Genomic DNA, 25,686 nt, shown 5'->3' with positions numbered 1-25,686 from the left:
AGTTCCTGGAACAAGTTGAAGGATGGAAGACGTGCCATGAAGACCCTGGCGCTCAGGCGGCCAGGCCCTGCAGGTCCGCACGGCTGCGGATGCCGGCGATGCGGCCAGCCTGCATGGTGATGACCCGGTCGGCCAGGTGGAAGTAGCGGTCGTCGTGCGAGATGACCACCAGCAGGTGGCCCTTGGCGCGCAGCTCGGGCAGCAGTTCGGTGTAGAAGAGGTGGCGGAAGGCCGGGTCCTGGTCGGCGGCCCATTCGTCGAACACCATCACCGGGCGGCCCTCCATATATGCATGCACCAGCGCCAGGCGCTTGCGCTGGCCGGTGGAGAGATCCAGCGTGCTGAAGGAGCCGTCCTGCACGCTGACCTTGTGGTCGATCTCCAGCCGCTTCAGGTAGGGCAGCGCGGCCTGGGGCAGCGATGCCGAGCCTTCGCCGCCACCGACCAGGTCTTCGAACAGGTAGAAGTCCGAGAACACGGTGGTGAACAGCTGGCGGTAGTCGTCGCGCGCCTCCGGTGCCACGGCCTCGCCGTCGCGCAGCACGTCGCCTTCCTGCGGCGCGTAGAGGCCCAGCAGCAGCTTGACGAGGGTGGTCTTGCCCGAACCGTTGTCGCCCACCACGAACACCATTTCCCCACGCCGCAGCTCCAGGTCGATGGGGCCCAGCACGAAGGGTTCGCTGCCCTCGGCCGCCTCGAAGGCGTAGCGCACGCCGCGCAGGCCGATGCCGTGCTGGAGCGTGGCCGGACCGTCCGGCTGCTCCAGGTGCAGGTGCGGCTCGGGCGTGGCGAAGCGTGCCGACAGGTCGGCGATGCGCTGGAACGCCACGCGCGCCCGGCCCACACTGGGCAGCACGTTGGCGATGGTGTCGATCGGCCCCTTGAGAAAGAGCAGCACCAGAACGAAGCCGCTGAGCACGGCCGGGTCGGTGTTCTTCCAGGCGGCCCAGCCCAGGATCACCGCGATCAGCAGGAAAAACAGCGCCGAGCCGAAGGCATTGGCGATCACGTAGAGATTGATGGCGCGGCCGTTGACGCTGCGGATCAGGTCCACGATGCGCTCGATCTGCCCGCCCAGCATCTGCGAGCGGCGCGCGCGGTGCATGCGCAGCTCCTTGGCGCCTTCGCTGATTGCGCGGTAGGCCTTGTGCAGCTGGTCTTCATGCTCGCGGGCTTTCCAGAAGCCGGTCTCCGCACGCGCCTGCGCCGCGATCTGCACCGTGGCGCCGATGGCCAGCATGAGCACCAGCAGCACGAAGAGCGCGGGCGAGAGCATGGCCAGATAGGCCAGGCAGCCCAGCATCACCGCCGACGCGATCAGCATGGACGAGAGCACGAAGGCCACGTCGCTGATCATGTCCACGTCCTGCGAGAGCACCGGCATCAGGCGGTGCGTGCGGTAGCGCTCCAGCGCATCGATGGGCGCAGCCAGGATCTTCTGTGCCAGGCTCTTGCGCACCTGCGCCACCAGCCGCTGGCCCACGTAGTTGGACGACACGTCGGACGCCATGCGCCCGAAGAGCGCGAAGGCGCACAGGGCGATGAAGGTCATCAGCAGCCCGCCCGACATGCCGCCGGGCTGGTTGAGCACCTGGTTGATGGTGCGCAGCAGCGCCACCGTGGCGGCGCCCGCGGCCACGCCCGTGACGGCGGAAAGTGCCAGCCAGGGCGCGAAGGGCTTGAGCAGGCGCCCGATCTCCGAGGCGGGGCTGGCTTTCGCCCGGGATGGGGGTGCGTTGGAGGCAGAAGACGACATAGGACGGACCAACTCTCTGCGCCCCGGCAGGGGCGATGGCGGCATGGGCAGCACCGCAGCGCCGGAAGGAACCAGCGTGCAGGGCGACGAGGAAAGCGGAATTCCGGCGAGGAACGACCCGTTGCTGCAATGACGGGCGGGCGCCGCCGTTGTTCACGGGCCCGGCGCTCCCAGGCCCCCTGGAAGCGCTCCCGGATCGCTCCCGAGACGATCCATTTCGCAAGCCATGTAACAAATCGCGTGAACAGATCGCGCGCTGTTTCGTCTTGTCTTTGTCGCACCGCAAAACCAGGTCGCGCAGGCCCATCCCCGCACAGCGCGGGGCGGGTCCGGCACGGCCTCTCAACATGCCCAAGGCCAAGCTCGTCTATATCCTTTCGCTCCGCAACGCCGCCGCAGACAAGGCCGGCCAGCACGTGGACTACCGTGGCGCCACGCGCTACATGAAGTCGCCGCTCGAATACCTGGCCGAGGCGCTGGACAGCACCCCGCTGGGCGACGAATACACGCTGGAAGGCATCGTCTATGACGATGACCCGGCATCCCCCCGGGACCAGGCCGCGCTGGCGGACTACGGCTTCGCCTGGGCGCCGGGCCGGCCGTGGATCTTTCCGCCCGAGCTCAAGGCCCAGGGCCGACGGCTGCGCGACCTCCTGCACCCTGTGCCCTCCACCTACCGCACGCTGCCGCTCGATGCGCCGGAGCGTCCGGCCGCCAAGCGCGCCTACGAAGAGGCGCTGGAGGACAAGTTGCTCGCCCTGCAGGCCGATGTGGTCGTGCTCGACGGGCTGCTCGTCATCCTCGATGCGCTGGTGCGGCCCGGCGCCCGCTTCGAGCGCCGCATCGTCAACATCCACCCGGGCATCACACGCACCGAATCGCCCTACCGGCGCCGCGGCGCCCATGCCACGCTCGACGCGCTCTACGGCGCGCGCGGCCTGCAGGTGGCCGACTGGAGCAGCCTGCGGACGGAGCCCGCGCCGCAGGTGGAAAAGACCGGCGCCTCGCTGCACTACGTGGACACGGGCATCGACTCCGGCGAGGTGATCTTCGACGTGCTCGGCACCGACATCGACCCGGCCGACACCATCCTGGAGCTGCGCTGGAACAACTTCCACCGCAGCCTATTCCCGGCCCTGCACCAGGGCCTGGCGTTGCTGGCGCCGCACGTGCGCCGAGGAGCCGCATGACATCGCACACCCCATCCACAGCGGGCCCGGCGCCCGGCACGGCCTCCACCGACCGCTTCGTGGCCTACCCCGACGGCTGCGCGCACGAGGTGGTCCGCACCGCAGGCGGCCTGCTCCAGGTCCATCCCGCTGACGGCGGCTCGCCCTCCCTCTGGCAGCTGGACGTGCCGCCGCAGCAGCCCATGGCGCTCACGCAGCGCGAGGGCGAACGCGCCGGCCAAAAGGCAGAGCGGCACACCCTCGCCGCGATGCAGGCCGCTTTCGAGCTGCAGCCCGGCCGCCGTTCCCTGGTGCTGCATGGAACGGAAAGCCTCGCCGAACTCCGGCACTGCGGCGTGCTGCTGCCTGAGGCCGATGGCCCGGACGGCGCCCTGCGCGCCTGGCGCGACACGCTCTGGCAGCAGCCGCGCCTCTGGCTGCCCGAAGTCCATGCGCCCATGGCGCTGCGCCACGCGCTCACCGACGGCAAGCGCCACCCCGTGCGCCCGCCGAAGCCCCAGGGCCTGCTCTACCAGCGCTACGTGCCCTGGGTCGGCAAGACCTTCTCGTTCCGCAGCTTCGACCGCGAACGCGACCTGCCGATGTTCCACCGCTGGATGAACGACCCCGACGTGGCCCACGTCTGGGAAGAAGCCGGCGATCTAGAGCAGCACCGCGCCTACATCGACGCCATCGGCCGCGACCCGCACATGCATTCGATGGTGGCGAGCTTCGACAGCGAGCCCTTCGCCTACTTCGAGATCTACTGGGCCAAGGAAAGCCGCATCGCACCGTTCTACGACGTGCACGACTACGACCGCGGCTGGCACGTGCTGGTGGGCGAACCCGCCTTCCGCGGCCGCGCCTTCGCCACCGCGTGGCTCACCTCCATCTCGCACTACATCTTCCTGTGCGATGCGCGCACCGGCCGCGCCATGGGCGAGCCGCGCATCGACCACCTGCAGCAGATCCGCAACCTGGACAAGTCGGGCTACGCCAAGGTCAAGGAATTCGATCTGCCGCACAAGCGCGCGCTGCTCGTCTCGATGCTGCGCGAGCGCTATTTCACCGATGCGCTCTGGCTGCCGCACGACGACGCCGCGCCCGTCTCTGGGCGGCCGCTGGCCCAGGCCCTCTGACCCCCGTTTTTTCAACCCAAGAGACCATCGACATGCCATCTCACGCACGGCCACGCCTTCGCCCCTTGAACACCGCACTCGTCCTCACCTTCGGCACGGCCGTCACGCTCTGGGGCGCCGCCGCGGCAGCGCAGACCAGCACTCCGTCCGGCACGGCAGCCGGTGAAGCCAAGGTTGTGCTGCCCGCCGTCACCGTCAAGGACAGCGCGGAAGACGACAACGGTCGCGTCACCGGCTACAGCGCACGACGCAGCCGCACCGGCTCCAAGACCGACACGCCGATCATCGAGACGCCGCAGTCCGTATCGGTCGTCACCGCCGACCGCATCCAGGCCATCGGCGCCACTACCGTGCGCGACGCGCTGGGCTACACGCCGGGCATCAACATCTCGCCCTACGGCGCCGATTCGCGCTACGACTGGCTGAACATCCGCGGCTTCGACGCCTACAGCCCCGGCTTCTACCAGGACGGCCTGCCGCTGCGCAACGCCAACACCTTCGCCGTCTGGAAGATCGAGCCCTACGGCACCGAACGCATCGACGTGCTGCGCGGCCCGGCCTCGGTGCTCTACGGCCAGGGCAGCCCGGGCGGCGTGGTGGACGTGGTGAGCAAGCTGCCCACCACCACGCCCATCCGCGAACTGCAGGTGCAGTACGGCAGCCACGGCCACAAGCAGGTCTCGGGCGACTTCGCCGGCGCGCTGGATGCCGAAGGCAAGCTGCTTTACCGCGTGGTGGGCCTGGTGCGCAATGCCGACCTGCCCGAGGGCGACGAGCGCGACAACCGCACCTACCTGGCGCCGTCGCTGAAATGGAATCTCTCCAGCGACACCTCGCTCACCGTCTATGCGCAGTTCATGCGCAACCGGGCGGGCGTCTACACGCGCACGCGCCCGCTGGTCGGCTCGCTGGTGCCCACGGCCATCGGCAGCTACATCCCCAGCGGGCTCTTCGTGGGCAACCCGAACTTCGACCGCTTCGACCATGACCAGGAACTGGCCGGCTACAAGTTCGAGCATCGCCTGAACGACAAGCTCACCTTCCGCCAGAACCTGCGCGCGGGCCACATGAAGCTCGACTACAAGGGCCTGCAGGCGCCCAGCTTCGTCACCGTGGACGACGCCAACCCGCTCAACCCGGCCAACTTCCAGTCGCTGAGCCGCACCCTGTTCGGCAGCACCGAATGGGCCAACACCTTCAGCATCGACAACCAGCTGCAGGCCGACCTGCGCTCGGGCGACTGGCAGCACAAGCTGCTGTTCGGCATCGACTACCAGCGCAGCCGCTTCGAGTCGAACACCTTCAGCGGCGGCAGCGCCCCGGTGCTGAACATCAACGCGCCCAGCTACCCGAACGGTCCCTTCGACGTGCCCGCCCCCTACGCGATCGACTCCACCCGCCTGCGGCAGACGGGCTTCTACGTGCAGGACCAGATCAAGTGGAACGAGCGCTGGCAGCTCACCCTGGGCGGCCGCTACGACCGCGCGCGCACCGACTACTTCGACCGGCTGGGCGGTGAAACGCGCACCAGCATCAAGGACAACAAGTTCACCACCCGCGCCGGCCTGGTGTACCTGGCGCCCAACGGCCTCGCGCCCTACGTGAGCTACACCGAGTCGTTCAACCCCATCACCGCCATCAACCCGGTAACGCAAAAGCCGTTCGAGCCCGAGACCGGCCGGCAGTACGAAGCCGGCCTGCGCTACCAGCCCGCCGGAACGCGCAACATGTACAGCGCGGCCATCTTCGACCTGCGCCGGCGCAACTACGTGACCTTCGCCCCGAACTTCGTGCCCTACCAGACCGGAGAGATCTCCACGCGGGGCATCGAGCTCGAAGCCACCACGCAGCCGCTGCCGCGCATGAACCTCACGGCCGCCTACACCTACATGCAGCGCGCCGACGTCACCGCCAGCGCCAACCCCGCGCAGATCGGCAAGCAGAACACGGCCGTGCCGCGCAACCAGCTGGCGCTGTGGGCCGACTACCGCCTGCCCAACAACATCAAGATCGGCCTGGGTGCGCGCTATACCGGCTCCACGCGCGGCAACGGCGGCATCACCCCGGTCAAGGTGCCTTCGTTCACGCTGGTGGACGCGATGGTGGGCTACGACCTCGAGCACTGGAGCCTGGCGCTGAACGTTCGCAACCTGACGAACAAGACCTATCTCGCCAACTGCGACGGCACCGCGCAGACCTGCTACTACGGCGACCAGCGCCGCGTGATCGCCACGGCGACCTATCGCTGGTAATGAGCCGCCCTTCAGCCAGCAACGGCTGATGGACAAAGCAAAGCCGGGCGCCCCACAAGGGCCCCGGCTTTTTCTTTGGCCTGGCGGATCAGCGATCCGCTTCCTGCAGATGCCGGCGCAGCGCCTCGCACAGCGCCGGGTGGCGGATGACGTCGAGATGGCCTGCGCCGGGCACGACTTCGGCCATCCCCACCGGCGCGTGGCGCGACCAGTCGCGCAGCCCGGGGCTGGCCATGCGCAGCGACTGTTCGGCCTGGAACACGTGCAGCGGCTGCGCCGAACGCGGCAGAACATGGCGGGCCAGGCGCACGCGGCTGTCCAGCGTGGCCCAGAGCGCCAGTTCGGCGGCATCGTCGCCCGGTTCACCCGCCGCGACCCGCTGCGGTAATGGCTGCGCCGGGTCGCGCAGCTGCTCGGCGACCCACTGGCGCTCGCTGCCACTCATGCGGGCCAGCAGATCCTGCCAAGGCGCCTGCATGCCGGAGCCGGCCACCCAGGCCCGCAGCGCGGCATCGACCTCGGCCGGGGTGAGCGCGTGCGCCGGCTGCATGGGCTCGGGCTCGAAGACATCGACCATCGCCAGCAGGCGCACGTCCACTCGGCCCTGCAGGCGCTGGGCCACGGCGAAAGCCAGGTCGCCACCGATGGACCAGCCCAGCAGCGCGCAGCGCCCGCCAGCGCCCACTTGCGCAGCGATGCACCGCGCGTATTCATCCGCCAGCGTGTCGATGGCGAAGCCGCGCCAGCGCTGCTCCGTATAGACATGGCTCACGAAGGCATGCACCGGCCGCTCGCCCGCCATTGCCTGGGCCAGCGGCAGGAATTCGCGGGTGTTGACGATCAGGCCCGGCAGGCAAAAAAGCGGCATGCCCGCGCCGCCCGGCTGCAGACACACCGCTCCGTGAGCGGGGGCGGCAGGCAGCGAACGGCCCTCTCCACCTGCGCTGCACTCGCGCCAGCGCGCGGCCAGGGCCGCCAGATCGCGGGCCTGCATCACGTCGGCCAGGGCGATGCGGGTGGCACCGGTACCGCCCGGCGGGGTGCTGCGCAGCCGGGCGAGCAGCTGCAGGCTCAGGATCGAATCGCCGCCCAGCTCGAAGAAGTTGTCGCGCCGGCCGACCTGCGGCACGCCCAGCAGCTCGCGCCAGAGGGCCGCGAGAGCGGCCTCGGCCTCGTCGCCGGGCGGCTCGAATGCGCGGCTGCCCGCCAGCAGCTGGCTCGCATCCGGCAGGGCCTTGCGATCGACCTTGCCGTTGGCATTGAGCGGCAGCACGTCCAGCACCACAATGGCGCGCGGCACCATGTAGTCAGGCAGCAGCCGCGCGAGCCGCTCGCGCAGCGCATCGCCATCGACCGTGCTGCCCGGCTGCGCGGAGACATACGCCACCAGTGTTCCTGCAGCCACCACGACGACGGCCTGGCGCACCTCGGCCTGCCCCAGGATCTGCGCCTCCACCTCCCCCAATTCGATGCGCAGCCCCCGGATCTTCACCTGGTGGTCCAGCCGCCCCAGGTAGTCGATCTGGCCTTCGGCATTCCATCTCACCAGATCCCCCGTGCGGTAGAGCCGCTCGCCCTGCCCGAACGGGCTGGCCACGAAGCGTTCGGCCGTGAGGCCGGCCTGGCCCAGGTAGCCCCGGGCGAGGCTGACGCCGCCGATGTAGAGCTCGCCGGCCACGCCTTGCGGCACGGGGTTCAGGTCGGCATCCAGGATGTGGGCCTGGGTGTCGCTGATGGGCCGGCCGATGGGCACCTGGCTGGCGCCGTCGTCCCGGCAGGTCCAGCGGGTGACGTGGATGGTGGTCTCCGTCGGGCCGTAGAGGTTCTGCAGGCTGGCGCTCTTGAGCCGCTGCAGGGTCTGGCGCTGGGTCTGCGCGGGCATGGCTTCACCGCCGACGATGATGTGTTTGAGCCGGGTGTGTTCTTCGATGCCGGGGTGCGCCAGGAAGGCCTGGAGCATGGCGGGCACGAAGTTCAGGGTGGTGATCTGGTGCCGGCGGATGAGCTGGGTGATGCGTTCGGGGTCGCGCTGCTCGCCGGGCTGTGCGAGCACGAGTCGTGCGCCGCAGCTCAGGGGCCAGAAGATTTCCCAGCAGGAGACGTCGAAGCCGATGGGGGCCTTGTGCAGCACGGTGTCGCCGGCTTGCGGTTGCAGCCGATAGCTGCGCTGCATCCAGGCCATGCAGCTGTGCAGGGCCTGGTGGCGGATGGCCGCGCCCTTGGGCTGGCCGGTGGAGCCGGAGGTGTAGATGACGTAGGCGAGGTGGTCGCCGTGCAGGGGGATATCCGGTTCGGTCTCGGGCTCGGCGTTCAGGTCGAGTTCGCCCATATCCAGGGACTGAAGTCCTGCTCGCTCAGGCACCAGTCCCCGGGTGGCTTCGTGGATCAGCAGCAGCTGGATGCCGCTGCCGCCCGCCATGGCGGCCAGCCGCGCCCCGGGCTGGTCCGGGTCCAGCGGCAGATAAGCGCCGCCGGCCTTGAGGATGGCGAGGATGCCGACGATGAGCTCGGGCGAGCGCTGCATGGCGATGCCCACCAGGGTGTCCGGGCCCACGCCCTGGCGCCGCAGCCGGTGGGCCAGCTGGCTGGATCGGCGGTTGAGCTGGCCGTAGGTCCACACTTCATCGGCGAAGAGCAGCGCTGTGGCCTGCGGGCTCTGGCGGGCGATCTGGCGGTGGATGGGCTCGAAGGCGGGTTCACGCTCGGGGTTGATGGACCAGGCGGCCAGCTGGGCCTGCTCGGAGACACTCAGCAGGGCCACGTCGCCCACGGCGAGCTCGGGCGTGGCAGCGAGGGCCTGCAGGATAGCCGTGTAGTGGCCGCTCAGGCGCTCCATCGCTTCGGCGGTAAACAGCTCCGCCGCATAGATGAAGGTGGCGTTAACACGCCCGTCATGGCTCTCCGCGGTGTTGAGCACCAGCTCGAACTGCGCGGCGGGATCGGGCAGCGCATAGCCTTCGGCCTGCAGGCCCGGCAGCCCCTCGAAGGCGCGGCCGTCGGTGCGCTCGTGGTTGAAAGCGACCTGGAAGAGCGGGTTCACGCTCAGGCTGCGCTCGGGGCGCAGCGCATCGACGAGTTGCTCGAAAGGCAGGTCCTGGTGGGCCTGCGCGCCCAGCGCGGCCTCGCGCGCCTGGGCCAGCACCTGGGCCAGCGGCATGCGGCCATCGATGGCATTGCGCAGCACCTGCATGTTGACGAAGAAGCCCACCACGCGCTCGACCTCCGCCCGATGGCGGTTGGCCACAGGCACGCCGACGCGGATGTCGGACTCGCCGGAATGCCGGTGCAGCAGCACCTGGAAGCCGGCGAGCAGCAGCGTGAACAGCGTCGCGCCGCTGGCCTGGGCCCGGCGCTGCAGTGCCTGCACCAGGGGCTGCGGCAGCTCGGCATCGAAGGCCGCGGCCTGGTAGCGGCCGTCGGCGCGGCGCGACTGGTCGCTCGGCAGCTGCAGCGCCGGGCTGGTGCCGCCCAGCTGGCGACGCCAGTAATCGAGCTGCCGCGCGCCCTCGCCCGCTTCCAGCCAATGGCGCTGCCAGGCGGCGTAGTCGGCATAGCGCACCGGCAGGGCGGGCAGCGCGGCGTCTTCCGTGCCCTGCACACGGGCGCGGTAGAGCGCCATCAGCTCCTCGACCAGCACCTGCTTGGACCAGCCATCGGCCACGATGTGGTGCATGACGACCACCAGCACGTGATCGTCCGGCGCGAGGCGGATCAGGCCGACGCGCAGCAGCGGCCCGCGGCGCAGATCGAAGGGCGTGGCCGTCAGCCGCCGGGCCGCAGCCCGGGCCTGCTCCTCACCAGCGTCCGGCTCCACGTCGATGCGTTCGAAGCTGCAGGGCGCGGCGGGCGCGATGCGCTGGAACACCTGGCCTGCCGCATCGGTATCGAACACGGTGCGCAGCGCCTCGTGGCGCGCCACCAGCGCATCGAAGCACGCCTGCATCGCGTCGGCATCGAGCCTGCCGCGCAGGCGCAGCGCGCCGGCGATGTGATAAGCGGAGGCTTCAGGGTCCAGCTCCCAGAGGAACCATTGGCGCTGCTGCGCATAGGAAAGCGCCGCACGCTGCGTGCCGTCCGCATCGCACGCGCGGGCGGCGGGGACGATGGGCAGCAGCGCGAAGTCCATGCCCTGCTGGCTCAGGGCTTGGAGGAAAACGCGCTGCTTCTCGCGCGGCAACCGGGCGAAACGCTCGGCAAGGGCCTGTCTGTCCATGCGGGTCAATCCTCCAGCGCTGCCAGCAGGGCAGCCATTTGCGTCAGGTCTTCGGCGGCTTCCTGGCGCGCCGTCTGGCGGGCCGCATCCAGCGCGGCGGCCAGGGCCATGAGCTGCGGGTGCTCGAAATACAGCCGCAGCGGCGCCTGCACGCCCAGGCGGCGCTGCATGCGCGCCTGCACGCCCAGCACGGTGAGCGAATGGCCGCCCAGCTCGAAGAAGTCGTCATGGCGGCCCACGCGCTCGATCTCCAGCACCTCTGCCCAGGAGGCAGCCAGCGCCTGCTCGGTCTCGCCCTGGGGCGCGGCATGGGCGCGGGCGCTCGTGCGCTCGGGCGCCGGCAGCGCCTTGCGGTCCACCTTGCCGTTGGCATTCAGCGGCAGCGCGGGCAGCACCATGCAGACGGAGGGCAGCATGTGCTCGGGCAGCCGCCCGGCCAGGCGCGCCCGCAGCGTGGCCGTGTCGATGCTGCGGCCCGGCTGGGCCGAGAGATAGGCCACGAGCTGCATCGCGCCGCCCTCCCCCAGCGCCAGCACGATGGCTTCGCGCACCTCGGGCTGGGCCAGCAGCTCGGCCTCGATCTCGCCCAGCTCGATGCGGAAGCCCCGCAGCTTGACCTGGTGGTCGATGCGGCCCAGGTATTCGATGTCGCCCGTGGCCGTGCGCCGCGCCAGGTCGCCCGTGCGGTAGAGCCGCTCGCCGCCTGCGGTGGCGACGAAGCGCTCGGCCGTCAGGCCCGGGCGGTTCAGATAGCCGCGCGCCAGGCCGGCCCCCGTCACATGCAGCTCGCCGGCCACGCCCACCGGCACCGGGTGCAGCTGGGCATCGAGCACGCGCAGCTCCAGATCGGGAATCGCCATGCCGATCGGGCTGCCCGTGACCGCCACGTCGGCCGCCGTGATGCGGCGAAAGGTGACGTGCACCGTGGTTTCGGTGATGCCGTACATGTTGGCCAGTTGCGGGGCCGCATCGCCATGCTGCGAGATCCAGCCGCGCAGGCGCTGCGGGTCCAGCGCCTCGCCGCCGAAGATCACCCAGCGCAGCGACAGGCCCGGCGCCAGCGCCTGGGGCAGCTGGGCCAGCTGGCCGAAGGCCGAGGGCGTCTGGTTGAGCACCGTGACCCGCTCTCGGCGCAGGAGCCGCTCGAAGTCCTCCGGCGATCGGCTGACATGGTGGGGCACGACGACCAGCCGGCCACCAGTGCACAGAGCGCCGAAGATCTCCCAGACCGAGAAGTCGAAGGCGTAGGAATGGAACAGCGTCCAGGTGTCCTGCGGGCCGAAGCCGAACCACGGCGCGGTGCGGTCCAGCAGGCGCGTGACGTTGCGGTGGCTCAGCTGCGCGCCCTTGGGCCGGCCGGTGGAGCCCGAGGTGTAGATCACGTAGGCCAGCGCATCCGGCGACACCGCCACGGCCGGCGCGGCGGCCGGGCAAGGCGCCTGTACCAGCGGCTCCACCGCCAGCACGGAGATGCCGGCCGGCAGCCGCAGGCCAGGCAGCAGATGGCCCTGCGCCAGCACCAGCCGCAGCCCGCTGTCCTGCGCCATGTAGGCCACGCGGTCGGCCGGATAGTGCGGGTCCAGCGGCACATAGGCCGCGCCCGCCTTCAGCACGGCCAGCAGGGCAACCACGAGATCGATGCCGCGCTCGCAGGCCACGCCCACGCGGTCTTCGGGCACCACGCCCTGGGCGATCAGTGCATGCGCGATGCGGTTGGCGCGAGCATCGAGCTCGCCGTAGGAAAGCGTCAGGCCGTCGAACGCCATTGCCGTGGCCTCAGGCTGCGCCGCCGCCCAGGCTGCCACCCGCTGGTGCAGGGCCTGCGGCTGCGGCGCATCGGGCCCATCAGCGGCAAGGCCGGGCGTGGGGCCGGAAAGCAGCAGCGCTGCCACGTCCGCACCCGCGTCGTCCATCAGGCCGATGGCGCCGACAGGCCGTGCGGCATCGGCAGCCAGCGCCTGCAGCAGGCGCACCGTGTGCCGGGCGATGGACTGGGCCTGGGGCGCACCGATCAGCGCCAGGGCATGGTGGAACTGCAGCTGCAGCGAAGGCTCCAGCACCGCCTTGACGGTCATGGGGTAATGCATGGCCTCGTTCTGGGCCACGACCTCGGCCGACAGCCCCCCTGGCAACGCAGCATGCAGGGCCTGGTCGGCGGGATAGTTCTCGAACACCACGATGCTGTCGAACAGCCCAGGCGCGGGCGCCTGCGCCCAGCGCTGGATGGCATAGAGCGGGGTGTGCTCGTGCTCGCGCATGGCCAGGTTGCGCGCCTGCAGCTCGCGAAGCCAGTCGCCCACGGCCTGGCCGGGCCGGGCGGAAACGATCACCGGCAGCGTGTTGATGAAAAGGCCCACGATGCCCTCCACCCCGGCCAGTTCGGCCGGCCGGCCGGCCACGGTGGAGCCGAACACCACCGCATCCTGCCGGGCGTAGCGCTGCAGCAGCAGTGCCCAGGCGGCCTGTACCAGGGTGTTGAGGGTCACGCGTTCGCGCCGGGCGAAATCGACCAGCGCCTGGGTCTCGGCAGCGCTCAGGTCGTGGCGCAGGGCGCCGAAGCGGTGGCCCTCGACCCGGTCCTCCTCAAGGGCCCGCGCCGGCCGGGGCAGCGCATCGGCCAGGCGCGTAGGCCCATCCAGCCGGGCGATCTCGCCGCGCCAGTAGCGTTCGCTGGCCGCCGCGTCCTGCCGGGCGATCCAGCCGATGTAGTCGCGGAACCGGCCTGCGGGTGCAGCAGGCACCTGGCCGCCATAGTGGCGCAGCACGTCGCCCAGCAGCAGCCCGGTGCTCCAGCCGTCGAGCAGCAGGTGATGCACGGTCCAGATGAAATGGTGGCGCTGCGGCCCGGTCTGCACCAGCACGCAGCGCATGAGCGGCGCACGGGCCAGGTCGAAGCCGCACGCGGCCTCCTCGGCCGCCAGCGCATCGAGCGCGGCGGCAGGCCGGCCGCGCCCCTCTTCCTCGCGCCAGGGCAGCAGCGCCGTGCGGTCCAGCCACTGCAGCGGGCCCTCCTCGCGCTGCACGAAAGCGCTGCGCAGCACCTCGTGCCGGCCGAAGACGAACTGCCAGGCGGCACGCCAGCGTGCGGCATCGAGCGCGTGCAGGTCCAGGCGCAGCTGGTTTTGGTAGGCCGCGCCGCCCGTCTCCAGCAAGGTCTGGAACAGCATGCCGGACTGCATGGGCGAGAGCGGATAGAGATCGGCCACGGCAGCGGGCGGCAGCGCCAGCGCATCGAGCTGCGCCTGGCTCAGGGCCGCGAGCGGAAAGTCCGATGGCGAGCAGCCCTGTGGCCCGGCCGCGCAGTGGCGGACGATGGCCTGCAGCTCCTCGCGCAAGGCCTGCATCCAGGCCTCTACCTGCGACGCATCGTGCCGCGCCGCGCTGAAGCTCACGCGCAGCGACAGCTCGCCCTCCAGCACCTGTCCATCGACCGAGAATTCATGCGTGAGCGGCGCATCGGCATCCACCTGCGCGCCACCGGCCTCGGGCGCGGGCCGCCAGAGCGCCTCTTCGCCGAAGCCGCCATCGAACTGGCCCAGGTAGTTGAAGACCACCTGCGACCGGGGCTGGGCCGCCAGCGCCTCGCGCTGCTGGGCGCTGCCCAGATGCCTGAAGACCGCATGGCCCAGGCCCTTGTTCGGCACGGCGCGCAGCCCTTCCTTCACGCGGCGGATGGCATCGCCCAACGCGCCCAGCGGCGCCAGCGCCACGGGGAACAGCGCGGTGAACCAGCCCACGGTGCGCGAGAGATCGATGTGCGCGTAGAGGTCTTCGCGCCCATGGCCTTCCAGGTCGATGCGCAGCTGCGTGTGGCCGCTCCAGCCGCAAAGGGCCCGGCCCAGCGCGGTCAGCAACAGGTCGTTGACCTGTGTGCGGTAGGCGGCAGGCGCCTGCTTGAGCAGTGCCTCGGTATCGGCGCGGCCCAGGCGTATTTCGATGGCCTCTTGGTAGCGCACCGTGTTGGGCGCCTCGGGGCGGGCGCAGGGCAAGCCCACCGGCACGTCGCCCAGCGCCAGCCAGTGCGCCATCTCGTCGGCGTGCGCGGCAACATGGCCTTGCAGCGCGAGCGACCAGTCCTTCACGCTGCTGCTCTTGGGCGGCAGGGCGACCGGCTGGCCGGCCAGGCGCTGGCGATAGGCGCGCTGCAGGTCGTCCAGCAGCACGCGCCAGGAGACGCCATCGACCACCAGATGGTGAATGGCCAGCAGCAGGCGCTGCGAGCCGTCGGCCATCTCCACGGCCAGGGCCCGCAAGAGCGGGCCGGCAGCCAAGTCCAGGCTGCGCTGGGCCTGGTCGCACAGTGCCTCCAGTTCGGCGGCGTCCGCGGCGCTGCGCAGCCAGAGCAGTTCCGCCTGCTGCGCCGCATCGAAGGCCGCATAGCGCTGGCGCCAGCCGCCCTGCGGCAGCGGCTCGAAGCGCAGGCGCAGTGCATCGTGGTGCTGCACCAGGGCCGCCAGCGCATCGCGCAGCGCGGCAACGTCGATCGCTCCGCGCGCCTGGAGCAGCACGGACTGGTTCCAGTGGTTCCGCCGGGACATGGACATGGCGAAGAAATCGCGCTGGAAGGGCAGCAGCGGAACATCCCCTTCCACCTGGCTTGGCACGCCCCCTGCGGGCGCGGCGGCATCGGCCAAGCCGGCAGGCTCCATCACGGCGGCCAGCAGCGCCACCGTCTGACGCTCGAACACCTGGCGAGGCGAAGCCTTCCAGCCAGCCAGGCGCAGCCGCGCCACGATCTGCAGGCTCAGGATGGAGTCGCCGCCCAGCTCGAAGAAGTTGTCGTCGCGCCCCACCTGGGGCAGGCCCAGCACCTCGCGCCAGACGGCGGCCAGCGCCTCTTCGGCTGCGCCGCGCGGGGGCTCGCCGGCGGCTGCACGTTCGGGCTCGGGCGCCGGCAGGGCCGAGCGGTCGAGCTTGCCGCCCGGGCCGAGCGGCAGCGCGGCGATCACCATGATCGCCGCAGGCACCATGTAGTCAGGCAACGCCGCTGCCAGACGGGCGCGCAGGGCTGCCGCCTCCACGGCAGCGCCCTCCTTCGGCGTGACGTAGGCGACGAGCCGCGTGCCGCGCTGGCCGGGCGCGGCCACCGCGACGGCCTGGCGCACTTCGGGCTGCTCCAGCAGGCGCGCCTCGATCTCGCCCAGCTCGATGCGAAAGCCCCGCACCTTCACCTGGTGGTCGATGCGGCCCAGGTATTCCAGCTGGCCGTCCTCGCGCCAGCGCACCCAGTCGCCCGTGCGGTAGAGCCGCCCGCCGGCGGTATCGAACGGGTCGGCCACGAAGCGCTCGGCGCTCAGGGCAGCACGGCCCAGGTAGCCGCGCGCCAGACCCGTGCCGCCCAGATAGAGCTCGCCCGCCACCTGGCGCGGCACGCGGTTCATGTCGGCATCGAGCACCAGCGCGCGGCGCCCGGCCACGGGGCGGCCGATGGGCGCATAGCCTTCGCCGAAGGCCGCGTTCGCATCGGTCTTCCAGAGCATGGGCGTGACCACCGCCTCGGTGGGGCCGTAGCCGTTGATGAGCAGGCGGGGCTTCAGGTGCCGGCGCACGGCGTCGAAGCCTTCGCGGGGCATGGCCTCGCCGCCGAAGGAGTAGAGATCGACGTCAGGGCAATGGCCCGTCTCCCGCGCCCATTCGGCCAGCTGCCGCAGATAGACCGGTGGAAAGCCCGCATGCGTCACGCCGTGGCGGCCGATGGCGTCCAGCGTCTGCTCGGCGCTCCAGAGCGCGGCGTCGCGCAGCAGCAGCGATGCACCGCAGCACAGCGCGGTGAAGAGCCGCTCGTGGGCGCCGTCGAACGAGAACGAGAGGAAATGCAGCTCGCGCGACTGCGGCCCCATCTCGTAGATGGCGGCCGTATCCACGCAGTGGTCCGCGAAGGGCCCGTGCGCCACCATCACGCCCTTGGGCTGGCCGGTGGAGCCCGAGGTATAGATCACATAGGCCAGCTGGCCCGCATGCACGGCGAGCGCGGGCGCGCCCGGGTCTTCGCCATCGGCCAGGGCCTGGTCGCGCTCGATGTCCAGCACGCGGACGCCCTCGCCCACCGGCACCCGGGCACGCAGCGGGCCCCGGCTGACGAGCAGCGCGATGCCGCTGTCGCGCGCCATGTAGGCCAGGCGCTCGGCTGGGTATTCGGTGTCCAGCGGCACATAGGCGGCGCCGGCCTTGAGGATGCCGAGCAGGCCCACGACCAGTTCCACCGACCGTTCGAGCGCGATGCCCACGCGGTCCTCGGGCCGAACGCCCAGCGCGATGAGCCGCTGCGCGAAGCGGTTGGCGCGGCGCTCCACCTCGCCGTAGCTCACCGGCTCGCCGCCGAAGATCAGCGCGGTCGCGCCGGGCGCCTGCTGCGCGCGGCGCTGCACCAGGCGATGCACGGGCTCCCAGCTGCCTTCCGGGCGCAGATTGCTGCCCCACAGCGCCAGCGCGTCTGCCTCCGCGCCCTGCAGCAGGTCGATCTCGCCGACGGGGGTCTCGGGCCGGTGCGCCAGGGCTTCGAGCAGGCACTGGAGATGCGCGCCCATGCGCTCCACCGTGGGCGCCTCGAACAGTTCGCGGGCATAGTCCAGCCCCAGGCTCAGGGCGCCGTCGCGGTCCTCCACCGCATTCAGCGCCAGCTCGAAGTGCGCGGGCGGCTCGCCCAGCGCATGCGGGCTCAGGGTGATGCCCGGCAGCGTGTGCAGCGCGGTGAAATCCTCCTGCTGGTGGTTGAACAGCACCTGGAACAGCGGCGGCGTGCCGGGGGTGCGCTCGGGCTGCAGCGCATCCACCAGTTCCTCGAAGGGCAGGTCCTGATGCGCCTGCGCGCCCAAAGCGGCGTCGCGCGCCGCATGCAGCGCATGGCGCAGCGGGGTGCGGCCGTCGATCACGCTGCGCAGCACCTGGGTGTTGACGAAGAGCCCGATCACGCCCTCGGCCTCGATACGGCGGCGTCCCGCGATCGGTGCGCCCACGCGCACATCGTGCTGGCCGGTGTAGCGGTAGAGCAGCACCTGCAGCGCCGCGAGCAGCGCCATGAAGAGCGTGGCGCCTTCGGCCTGGGCGCGCTGGCGCAGCGCGGCGACCAGCGCCGCCGGCAGCGCGAGCGTGTGGCGCGCGGCGCGGTAGCGGCCGTCCGCCCGCCGGGCGTGGTCGGTGGGCAGCTGCAGCACGGGATGGACCTCGCCCAGCTGCGCCTTCCAGTACTGCAGCTGCCGCTCCTGCTCGCCGGCTTCGAGCCACTGGCGTTGCCAGAGCGCGCAGTCGGCGTACTGCACCGGCAGCGGCGGGGCTTCGAGCGGCTGGCCCAGCACGCGGGCGCGGTACTGCGCCACGAACTCATCCACTACGAGGCGCATGGACCAGCCGTCGGACACGATGTGGTGCATGACCACCACGAGCAGATGCTCGTCATCCGCCACGCGCACCACGCCCACGCGCAGCAGCGGGCCGGTGGTGAGGTCGAACGGCGCCTCGCTGCAGTCGCGCACCGCCGCGTCAGCGGCGGCCTGCGCATCGGGCCGCCCGCGCAGATCGGTGAAGCGCCAATCCACCGTACCGCTCGGCCGCACCTGCTGGGCGAGCACGCCTTGCGCATCGGCCGCGAACGCGGTGCGCAGCGCCTCGTGGCGCGCCACCAGCGCGTCGAAGCTGGCCCGCAGCGAGGCAGTGTCGAGCGGCCCCTGCAGCCGCAGCCCGCCCGCGATGTGATAGGCCGGGCTCTCCGGGTCCAGCTGCCACAGGAACCACTGCCGCAGCTGCGCATGCGAGGGCGGACAAACCTCGCGCAGCGCCGCATCGCGCACGGTGACGGGGAACTGCCCCATGCCGAGCCCTTCGGCGCTGATCTTCAGATAGACCGCGCGCCGCTGCGCGGGGCCGAGGCGCGCGAAGCGCTGGCCGATGTGGTCGTAAGTGGCCGAGGGGGGCGTCTGCTGCTGCATCAGGCGGCTTCCATGCTGTCAATGAACGAATCGATATCCGAGAGGGCCTGCGCCAGCGGCTTGCGGTCGCCGGCGTCCAGGGCTGCGGCCGCCATGTCCTTCAGGACCGGGTGGCGGAAGATGTCCAGCAGCGACAGGGGCCGCTGCAGCGCGGCTTCGGCCCGCGCGGCCAGCTGCACCGACAGCAGCGAATGGCCGCCCAGCTCGAAGAAGTGGTCGCTGCGGCCCACGCGCTGCACGCCCAGCAGCTCGGCCCAGATCGCGGCCAGCGCGGTTTCGGCGTCGCCCAGCGGCGGCTCGAAGGCGCGCGCCAGCGCCTGGCCCGGCGCGGGCAGCGCCTTGCGGTCCAGCTTGCCGTTGGCGTTGAGCGGCAGCCGCTCCAGCGGAACGATGGCGGCGGGCACCATGTGCTCGGGCAGCGCCAGGGCCAAGCGCTGGCGCAGCAGCGCGGTGTCCGGCGCCGGCGCACCGGGGCGCGCGGCCACGTAGGCGACGAGCGCTGTGGCGCCCCCGGCACCTGCGTCCTCCCGGGCGACGACGACGGCCTCGCCCACCTCGGGCTGGGCCAGCAGCTGGGCCTCGATCTCGCCCAGCTCGATACGCAGGCCGCGCAGCTTGATCTGGTGGTCCAGCCGGCCCAGGTAGTCGAGCTCGCCGTCCTCGTTCCAGCGCACCAGATCGCCCGTGCGGTAGAGCCTCCCGCCGCCAGTTGCGTCGAAAGGGTCGGCCACGAAGCGCTCGGCCGTGAGCCCCGGGCGCCCCGCATAGCCCCGGCCCAGGCCCAGGCCGCCCAGGTGCAGCTCGCCGGGCACGCCGGGCGGCACCAGCTGCATGGCGGCGTCGAGCACATAGGTGCGCAGGCCCGCTATCGGCCGGCCGATCGCCACCTGCGCGCGGCCATCGGCGGTGCAGGTGTGGTGCGTGACGTCGATGGCCGCCTCGGTGGGGCCATAGAGGTTGTAGAGCGCGGCGCCGGGCAGGCGCTGCAGCAGTTCGTCACGCACGCTGGCGGGCAGCGCCTCGCCGCTGCAGACCACGCGGCGCAGGCTGGTGCAGGCGGCAAGGTCCGCATGGGCCAGGAAGCTCTGCAGCATGGACGGCACGAAGTGCAGCGTGGTCACGCCGTGGCGCTGGATCAGCGCAGCCAGCCGGGCCGGATCACGGTGGTCGCCCGGCGCGGCCAGCGCCAGGCGGGCGCCGGCCATCAGCGGCCAGAAGAATTCCCACACCGACACATCGAAGCTGAACGGCGTCTTCTGCAGCACGGTCTCGCCGGGCGCGAGTGCGTAGGCCGACTGCATCCAGGCCAGCCGGTTGTGCAACGCGCCGTGACGGTTGGCCGCGCCCTTGGGCCGGCCGGTGGAACCGGAGGTGTAGATCACATAGGCCAGGCTTTCGGCCTGCAGCGGCACGGCGGGCCCGTGCGCCGGTTCGGCCGACACGTCGAGCGTATCGAGCGCCAGTACACGCACCTGCGCCTGGAGCCCGCGCAGCGGCTCGGGGAGATGCTCCGCCAGGCGGCTCTGGGTGAGCAGCAGGCCGATGCCGCTGTCCTCCGCCATGTAGGCCAGCCGGTCAGCGGGATAGTCCGGGTCCAGCGGCACATAGGCGCCACCCGCCTTGAGGATGGCGAGCAGCCCGATGACCAGCTCGAACGAGCGCTCCATGGCGATGCCCACCCGCACTTCCGGCCCCACGCCCAGCGCGCGCAGGCGGTGCGCGACGCGGTTGGCCTGCGCGTCGAGTTCGCCGTAGCGCATCACGGCATCGCCCAGGCACAGCGCCTCGGCATCCGGCTGCAGCGCCGCGCGGCGCGCGATGAGCGCATGCACGGGAACGAAGGCGCCGCAGTCTTCGGCGTTGACGCTCCAGCGTTCGATGCGGGCGCGCTCTTCGGCGTCCAGCAAGGCGATCTCGCAGACCGGCCGCGCCGCATCGCCTTGCAGCGCATCAGCGATGCCCGCCAAAGCGGCCTGCATCAGCGCGCCGATGCGGCCGGCGTCCACCGCCTCGTGGATCTGCGCCACCAGCTCGAAGTCTTCGCCCAGGTCATCGACCGACAGGGTGAAGGGGTAGTTGGTGCGCTCGTCCGCGCCCAGCACCTGCATGCCTTCCAGCAGTTCGGCACCCGCGGCCTGCGGCTGCGTGTAGCGGTAGTTGAGCAGCGCCGTGAAGAGCGGCGCGCCGCCGGCCAGGCCGCTGCAGCGCTGGGCCAGCGAGAGACGCGCATGCTCGTGCCGCAGCAGCCCGGCCAGCGCCGCATGGGTGGCGTGCAGGCAGTCGGCCGTGCCGGTGGTGCCCAGGCGCACGCGCAGCGGCAGCGTGTTGATGAAGAGGCCCCAGGCACGCCCTGAGTCCTGCCCGCCCTGCATGCGGCCGAAGAGCACGGTGCCGAAGACCACGTCGTCCCGCCCCGTGGCCTGGCCCAGTACCAGCGCCCAGGCCAGGTGGAAGAGCGTGGCGGGCACCACGCCGTGGCGCCGTGCCTGCTCGCGCAGGCGGCGCGAGAGGTCAGCGGGCAGGCGGCGCTGCGCCTCGCGCACCCGGGTTCCGTCGCCGCGCACGTCCAGCAGGCCGAAGGGGGCCGTGGGTTCGTCCACATCGGCCAGCATGCGGGTGAAGAAAGCCTCGTGCTCTGCTGCGCTCACGCCGTTCAGCGCCTGCGCCACGAAGCGGCGGTAGGGCACGGGCGCGGGCAGCTCGGCATCGCGGCCCTGCTGCATCAGCGCGACCTCTTCGACCAGCAGCTCCAGCGTGGTGTGGTCCAGCACCAGATGGTGGCTGGGCAGCTGCAGCAGCCAGCGGGCGTGGGCGCGGTCGTGCGCGGCCAGGGCACGCAGCATGGGCGCCTGCCGCACGTCGATGCGGAAATGCGCCGGGTCGGCCAGCGCCGCCAGGGCCTGGGCCACGTCGGGGGCGGCCTCGGCGGCGGGCTGCCAGGCGATGGGCAGCGTGGCTTCGCGCAGCACGACCTGCAGCGGCTCGGGCAGCCCTTCCCACAGCACGGCGGTGCGCAGGATGTCGTGGCGCGCGATCACGCGGTTGAGGCAGGCGACGAAGCGCTCCAGCCGCTCGCGGCTGTCGAAGGCCAGCGCCAGCGGCGTGACGTAGGCATCGCCCCGCTCCTGCAGGCGGTGGTGGAACAGCATGCCCTCCTGCAGCGGCGCGAGCGGGTAGATGTCGGCGATGTGGGCCGCGCCGCCCGGCACGGCGGCGGCGATGCGCGCGATCTGCGCGGCATCCAGATCGACCAGCGTGAGCATGGCCGGCTCGATCGCCGTGCAACCGGGCGGAATGCCATTGGGCGGCACGGCGACCGGCTCGCTGACGCCGTGCTGCATCACCGCCTGGGCGAAGTCGGCCAGGACAGGGTGCGCGAACAGCGCATGGACCGGCACGGCATGACCCAGCAGGCGCACGCGCTCCATGAGCCGCAGCGCGAGCAGCGAATGCCCGCCGAGCGCGAAGAAGCTGTCGCCGCGGCCGATGCCCTCCAGCGGAACACCCAGCAGCTCGGACCAGGCCTGGGCCAGCGCGGTCTCCATCGGCCCGGCGGGCGCTTCGCGGCCGGGCCCTGCGTCGCCCGCCCTCCCCCACTGCGGCGCCGGCAGCGCCTTGCGGTCGATCTTGCCGTTCACGCTGAGCGGCAGGGCCGGCAGCACCATCAAGGCCGCAGGCTGCATGTAGTCGGGCAGCGCATCAGCCAGGCGATCGCGCAGCGCGGTGGCATTGATGGCCTGCCCCTCACGCAGCGACACATAGCCCGCCAGCCGCAGGCCCTGCGGGCCGGCATCGGCCACCACCACGGCTTCGCGCACCTCGGGCTGGGCCAGCAACTGGGCCTCGATCTCGCCCAGCTCCACGCGGAAGCCCCGGATCTTCACCTGATGGTCGATACGGCCCAGGTACTCCAGCTCGCCTCCTTCATTCCAGCGCACTCGGTCGCCGGTACGGTAGAGGCGCCCGCCCCGTTCGCTGAAGGGGTCGGCCACGAAGCGCTCGGCACTCAGGGTCGGCCGGCCCAGGTAGCCGCGCGCCAGCAGGTCGCCGCCAATGCACAGCTCGCCCGCCGCGCCTTGCGGCACCAGCGCGAGGTCCGGGCCCAGCACGTGCAGCTCGCGCTCAGCGAGCGGCTTGCCGATGGGCATGCGTAGGGGCACCGGGCGGCCGTGCAGGTAGGGCGTGCAGTCGTGCACCGATGCAGTCACGGCCGCCTCCGTCGGGCCGTAGGTGTTGAGCAGTTCGATATGCCCCTGGCCCGCCTGGCGCCAGGCCTGAAGGCCTTCGGGCGCCATCGCCTCGCCGCCGGCATGCACCCGGCGCAGCGCGCCCAGGGCGCAGGGCGCACGGCGGGCGAAGTCCTGCGCAAGCAGCAGCCAGTAGGCGGTCGTGAGATCGGCCACGGTGATGCCCTGCTCCACCACCACGCGCTGGAAGCCGTCGCTGTCCCAGAGCTCGGGGCCACGCAGCACGATGGCTGCGCCTGCCGCCAGCGGCGCAAAGGTCTGCTCGATGAAACCGTCGAAGTTCAGCGTGGCGAACTGCAGCATGCGGTCGTGCGCCTGCAGCCCGAAGAAGCGTATGGATTCCTGCACATGGCGCACCAGCACACCGTGCGGCACGCCCACGCCCTTGGGCCGGCCGGTGGAGCCGGAGGTGTAGATCAGATAGGCGAGCTGCCCCGCATGCAGCGCGGGCTCGGGGTCGTGCTGCGGCTGAGCACTCAGGTCCAGCCCGTCGATCGCCAGCAGCCGTTGCGCCGGCAGGCCGGGCATGGCCTGCGATGCGGCCAGCACCAGGGCGACGCCGCTGTCTTCGGCCATCCAGGCCAGCCGGTCTGCGGGATAGGCCGGGTCCAGCGGCACATAGGCGCCGCCCGCCTTGAGCACCGCGAGCACGGCAACGATCATCTCGGGCGAACGTGGCAGCGCGATACCCACGCGCACCTCGGGCCCCACGCCCTGGGCGATGAGATGGTGCGCCAGGCGGTTGGCCCAGGCATTGAGTTCGGCATGCGTGTAGGCCTGCCCGCCGAAGACCAGCGCCGTTGCTTCGGGCGTCTGCCGCGCATGGCGTTCGATGAGGCGATGCACGGGCTCCGCATCGGCATGGCGCAGCGGGTTCGCGCCCCAGGCCTGCAGCTCACGCGCTTCGGCCACGGGCAGCAGGTCGAGCGCGCACAGGGCCTGCTCGGGCTGCGTGGCCAAGGCCTGCACGATGGCCGCCACGGCGGACAGCACCCAGCCGCAAACGCGCTGCGCGCCCACCGAGCGGTCGATGAGGGCCACCAGCTCGAAGCCGTCGCCCCGGTCATCGACGGACAGGTCGAACGGATAGTTGCTGAACTCGTGCAGGCCCAGCACCTCGACGCCCTCGCCCAGCTGCAGGTCGGCCGCGCCGCGGGCCTGGGAGCGGTAGTTGAGCAGCGCGGAAAAGAGCGGCACGGCGCCCTCCACCGCGCTGCAGCGCTGCGCAAGCGCCAGGCTGGCGTGCTCGTGCTCCAGCAGCTGCGCCAGCGCGTCGTGGGTCTGGTGCAGGCCTTCAGCCACGCTGCAGCTGCCCAGCCGCACGCGCAGCGGCAAGGTGTTGATGAAGAGGCCGATGGCGCGCCCTGCCCCCTCGCCCTGCATGCGGCCCGAAAGCACGGTGCCGAACACCACGTCGCGCCGGCCGGTGGCCTGGCCCAGCACCAGCGCCCAGGCCAGATGGAACAGCGCCGCGGCGCCTACGCCATGGCGCTGCGCCTCGCGTCGCACCTGGGCGGCCAGCGCGTCGGGCAGCGCGCAGCGGGCCTCGTCGGCGCGCCCGGCCGCCCCCTGCACGTCGTGCAGGCCGAAGGGCAGCGTGGGCTCGTCCACATCGCCCAGCATGTCTTTGAAGAAGGCTTCATGCGATTGCGCGGCCCGGGCCTGCAGCGTCTGCTCCACATGCCGGCGATAAGGCAGGCTGGGTGGCAGCATGGTTTCGCGGCCGGCGTCGATGGCGGCGATTTCCTCCACCAGCAGGCGCAGCGAAACCGCGTCCAGCACGAGGTGGTGGCTGGGCAGCTGCAGCAGCCAGCGCTGGCCGGCAGCGTCGTGCGCCGCGACGGCGCGCAGCAGGGGCGCCTGGCGCAGGTCGATGCGGTAGCGCGAGGGATGCACCTGCGCGGCCAGCTCCGCCGCCGCATCGGCGCCCGGCTGCAAAGTCAGCCATTGCAGCGGCAACCGGGCTTCACGCCACACCACCTGCACCGGCTCCGGCAGCCCTTCCCAGAGCACCGCGGTGCGCAGCGCGTCGTGGCGCGCGATCAGCCGCTCGAACGTGGCGACGAAGCGTTCCAGCCGCTCGCGGCTGTCGAAAGCCAGGGCCAGCGGCGTGATGTAGGTATCGCCCTGCGACTGCAGCCGGTGGTGGAACAGCATGCCCTCCTGCAGGGGCGAGAGCGGGTAGATGTCGGCAATGTTCGCGGCGCCGCCCGGCACGGCGGCTTCGATGATGGCTTCCTGCGCGGCGTCCAGCCGCAGTAGCGGGCCGGCTGCGGCACCGGGCAGCGCCAAAGTGCCCGGCGCCATGCCGGCCAGCGCCTGCGCGAAGGCAGCCAGCGTGGGGTGCTGGAACAACGTGCGCACGGGCGGGGCATAGCCCAGCGCCCGCACGCGCTCCAGCAGGCGCAGCGCCAGCAGCGAATGGCCGCCCAGTTCAAAGAAGTGGTCATGCCGGCCCACGCGGGGCAACGCCAGGGTCTCGGCCCAGGCGGCTGCCAGGGCGGTTTCCAGTTCACCTTGCGGTGCCTCGCTGGCCTGTGCGCATTCCAGCTGCACCGCAGGCAGGGCTCGGCGATCGACCTTGCCATTGGCATTGAGCGGCAGCACGTCCATGACTTGCACGGCAGCCGGAACCATGTAGTCGGGCAGCGCGCGCGCCAGACGTTGCCGGAGCGTGACGGCATCCACCTGCGCGCCAGGCTGCAGCGCCGCATAGGCCAGCAGGCGCGTGCCGGCCGGGCCTTCGTCGGCCACGACGACGGCCTGCCTGACCTCGGCCTGCCCCAAGAGCTGCGCCTCCACCTCCCCCAATTCGATGCGCAGCCCCCGGATCTTCACCTGGTGGTCCAGCCGCCCCAGGTAGTCGATCTGGCCTTCGGCATTCCATCTCACCAGATCCCCCGTGCGGTAGAGCCGCTCGCCCTGCCCGAACGGGCTGGCCACGAAGCGTTCGGCCGTGAGGCCGGCCTGGCCCAGGTAGCCCCG

7 protein-coding genes are annotated in these 25,686 nt (G+C 71.5%); 3 read left to right on the top strand and 4 right to left on the bottom strand.

Annotation, left to right across the window (positions count from 1 at the left end; translation table 11 throughout):
• Positions 1-52: 52 nt before the first annotated feature.
• Entirely contained in the window at positions 53-1,756 is a 1,704-nt protein-coding gene (locus tag BM070_RS13920) for a cyclic peptide export ABC transporter (protein WP_092940024.1), read from the bottom strand.
• A 347-nt stretch (positions 1,757-2,103) separates the two neighbouring features.
• On the opposite strand from BM070_RS13920, the gene BM070_RS13915 reads away from it, so the two are divergent.
• The 3 genes from BM070_RS13915 to BM070_RS13905 are packed head-to-tail and all read left to right on the top strand — an operon-like array spanning position 2,104 to position 6,316.
• Positions 2,104-2,946, top strand: coding sequence for a formyltransferase family protein (locus BM070_RS13915; protein ID WP_092940023.1), 843 nt, complete (start codon positions 2,104-2,106; stop codon positions 2,944-2,946).
• A complete protein-coding gene (locus tag BM070_RS13910) occupies positions 2,943-4,064 on the top strand; it encodes a GNAT family N-acetyltransferase (protein WP_092940022.1) in 1,122 nt (373 codons plus the stop codon). The genes BM070_RS13915 and BM070_RS13910 overlap by 4 nt, the downstream gene beginning before the upstream one ends.
• A 32-nt stretch (positions 4,065-4,096) precedes the next feature.
• A complete protein-coding gene (locus tag BM070_RS13905) occupies positions 4,097-6,316 on the top strand; it encodes a TonB-dependent siderophore receptor (RefSeq protein WP_092940021.1) in 2,220 nt (739 codons plus the stop codon).
• 88 nt (positions 6,317-6,404) lie between these two features.
• Here the strand turns inward: BM070_RS13905 and BM070_RS13900 are convergent, their stop codons facing one another.
• The 3 genes from BM070_RS13900 to BM070_RS13890 all read right to left on the bottom strand — a co-directional run.
• The gene (locus BM070_RS13900) at positions 6,405-10,529 is read right to left on the bottom strand and encodes a non-ribosomal peptide synthetase (protein ID WP_092940020.1); all 4,125 of its coding nucleotides are present in this window, start codon (positions 10,527-10,529) and stop codon (positions 6,405-6,407) included.
• Between the two features lie 5 nt (positions 10,530-10,534).
• Positions 10,535-18,454, bottom strand: a complete 7,920-nt coding sequence (locus BM070_RS13895; protein ID WP_092940019.1) for a non-ribosomal peptide synthetase — start codon at positions 18,452-18,454, stop codon at positions 10,535-10,537.
• The coding region (locus tag BM070_RS13890; RefSeq protein WP_139222831.1) for a non-ribosomal peptide synthetase at positions 18,454-25,686 on the bottom strand (7,233 nt) is incomplete at its 5' end. The genes BM070_RS13895 and BM070_RS13890, both read right to left, overlap by 1 nt.

This window comes from Paracidovorax wautersii, assembly GCF_900113035.1.
GTDB classification, from domain to species: Bacteria; Pseudomonadota; Gammaproteobacteria; order Burkholderiales; family Burkholderiaceae_C; genus Paracidovorax; species Paracidovorax wautersii.
Note: the sequence above shows the minus strand (reverse complement) of the source record. Positions and strands in the feature narration are given on the sequence as shown.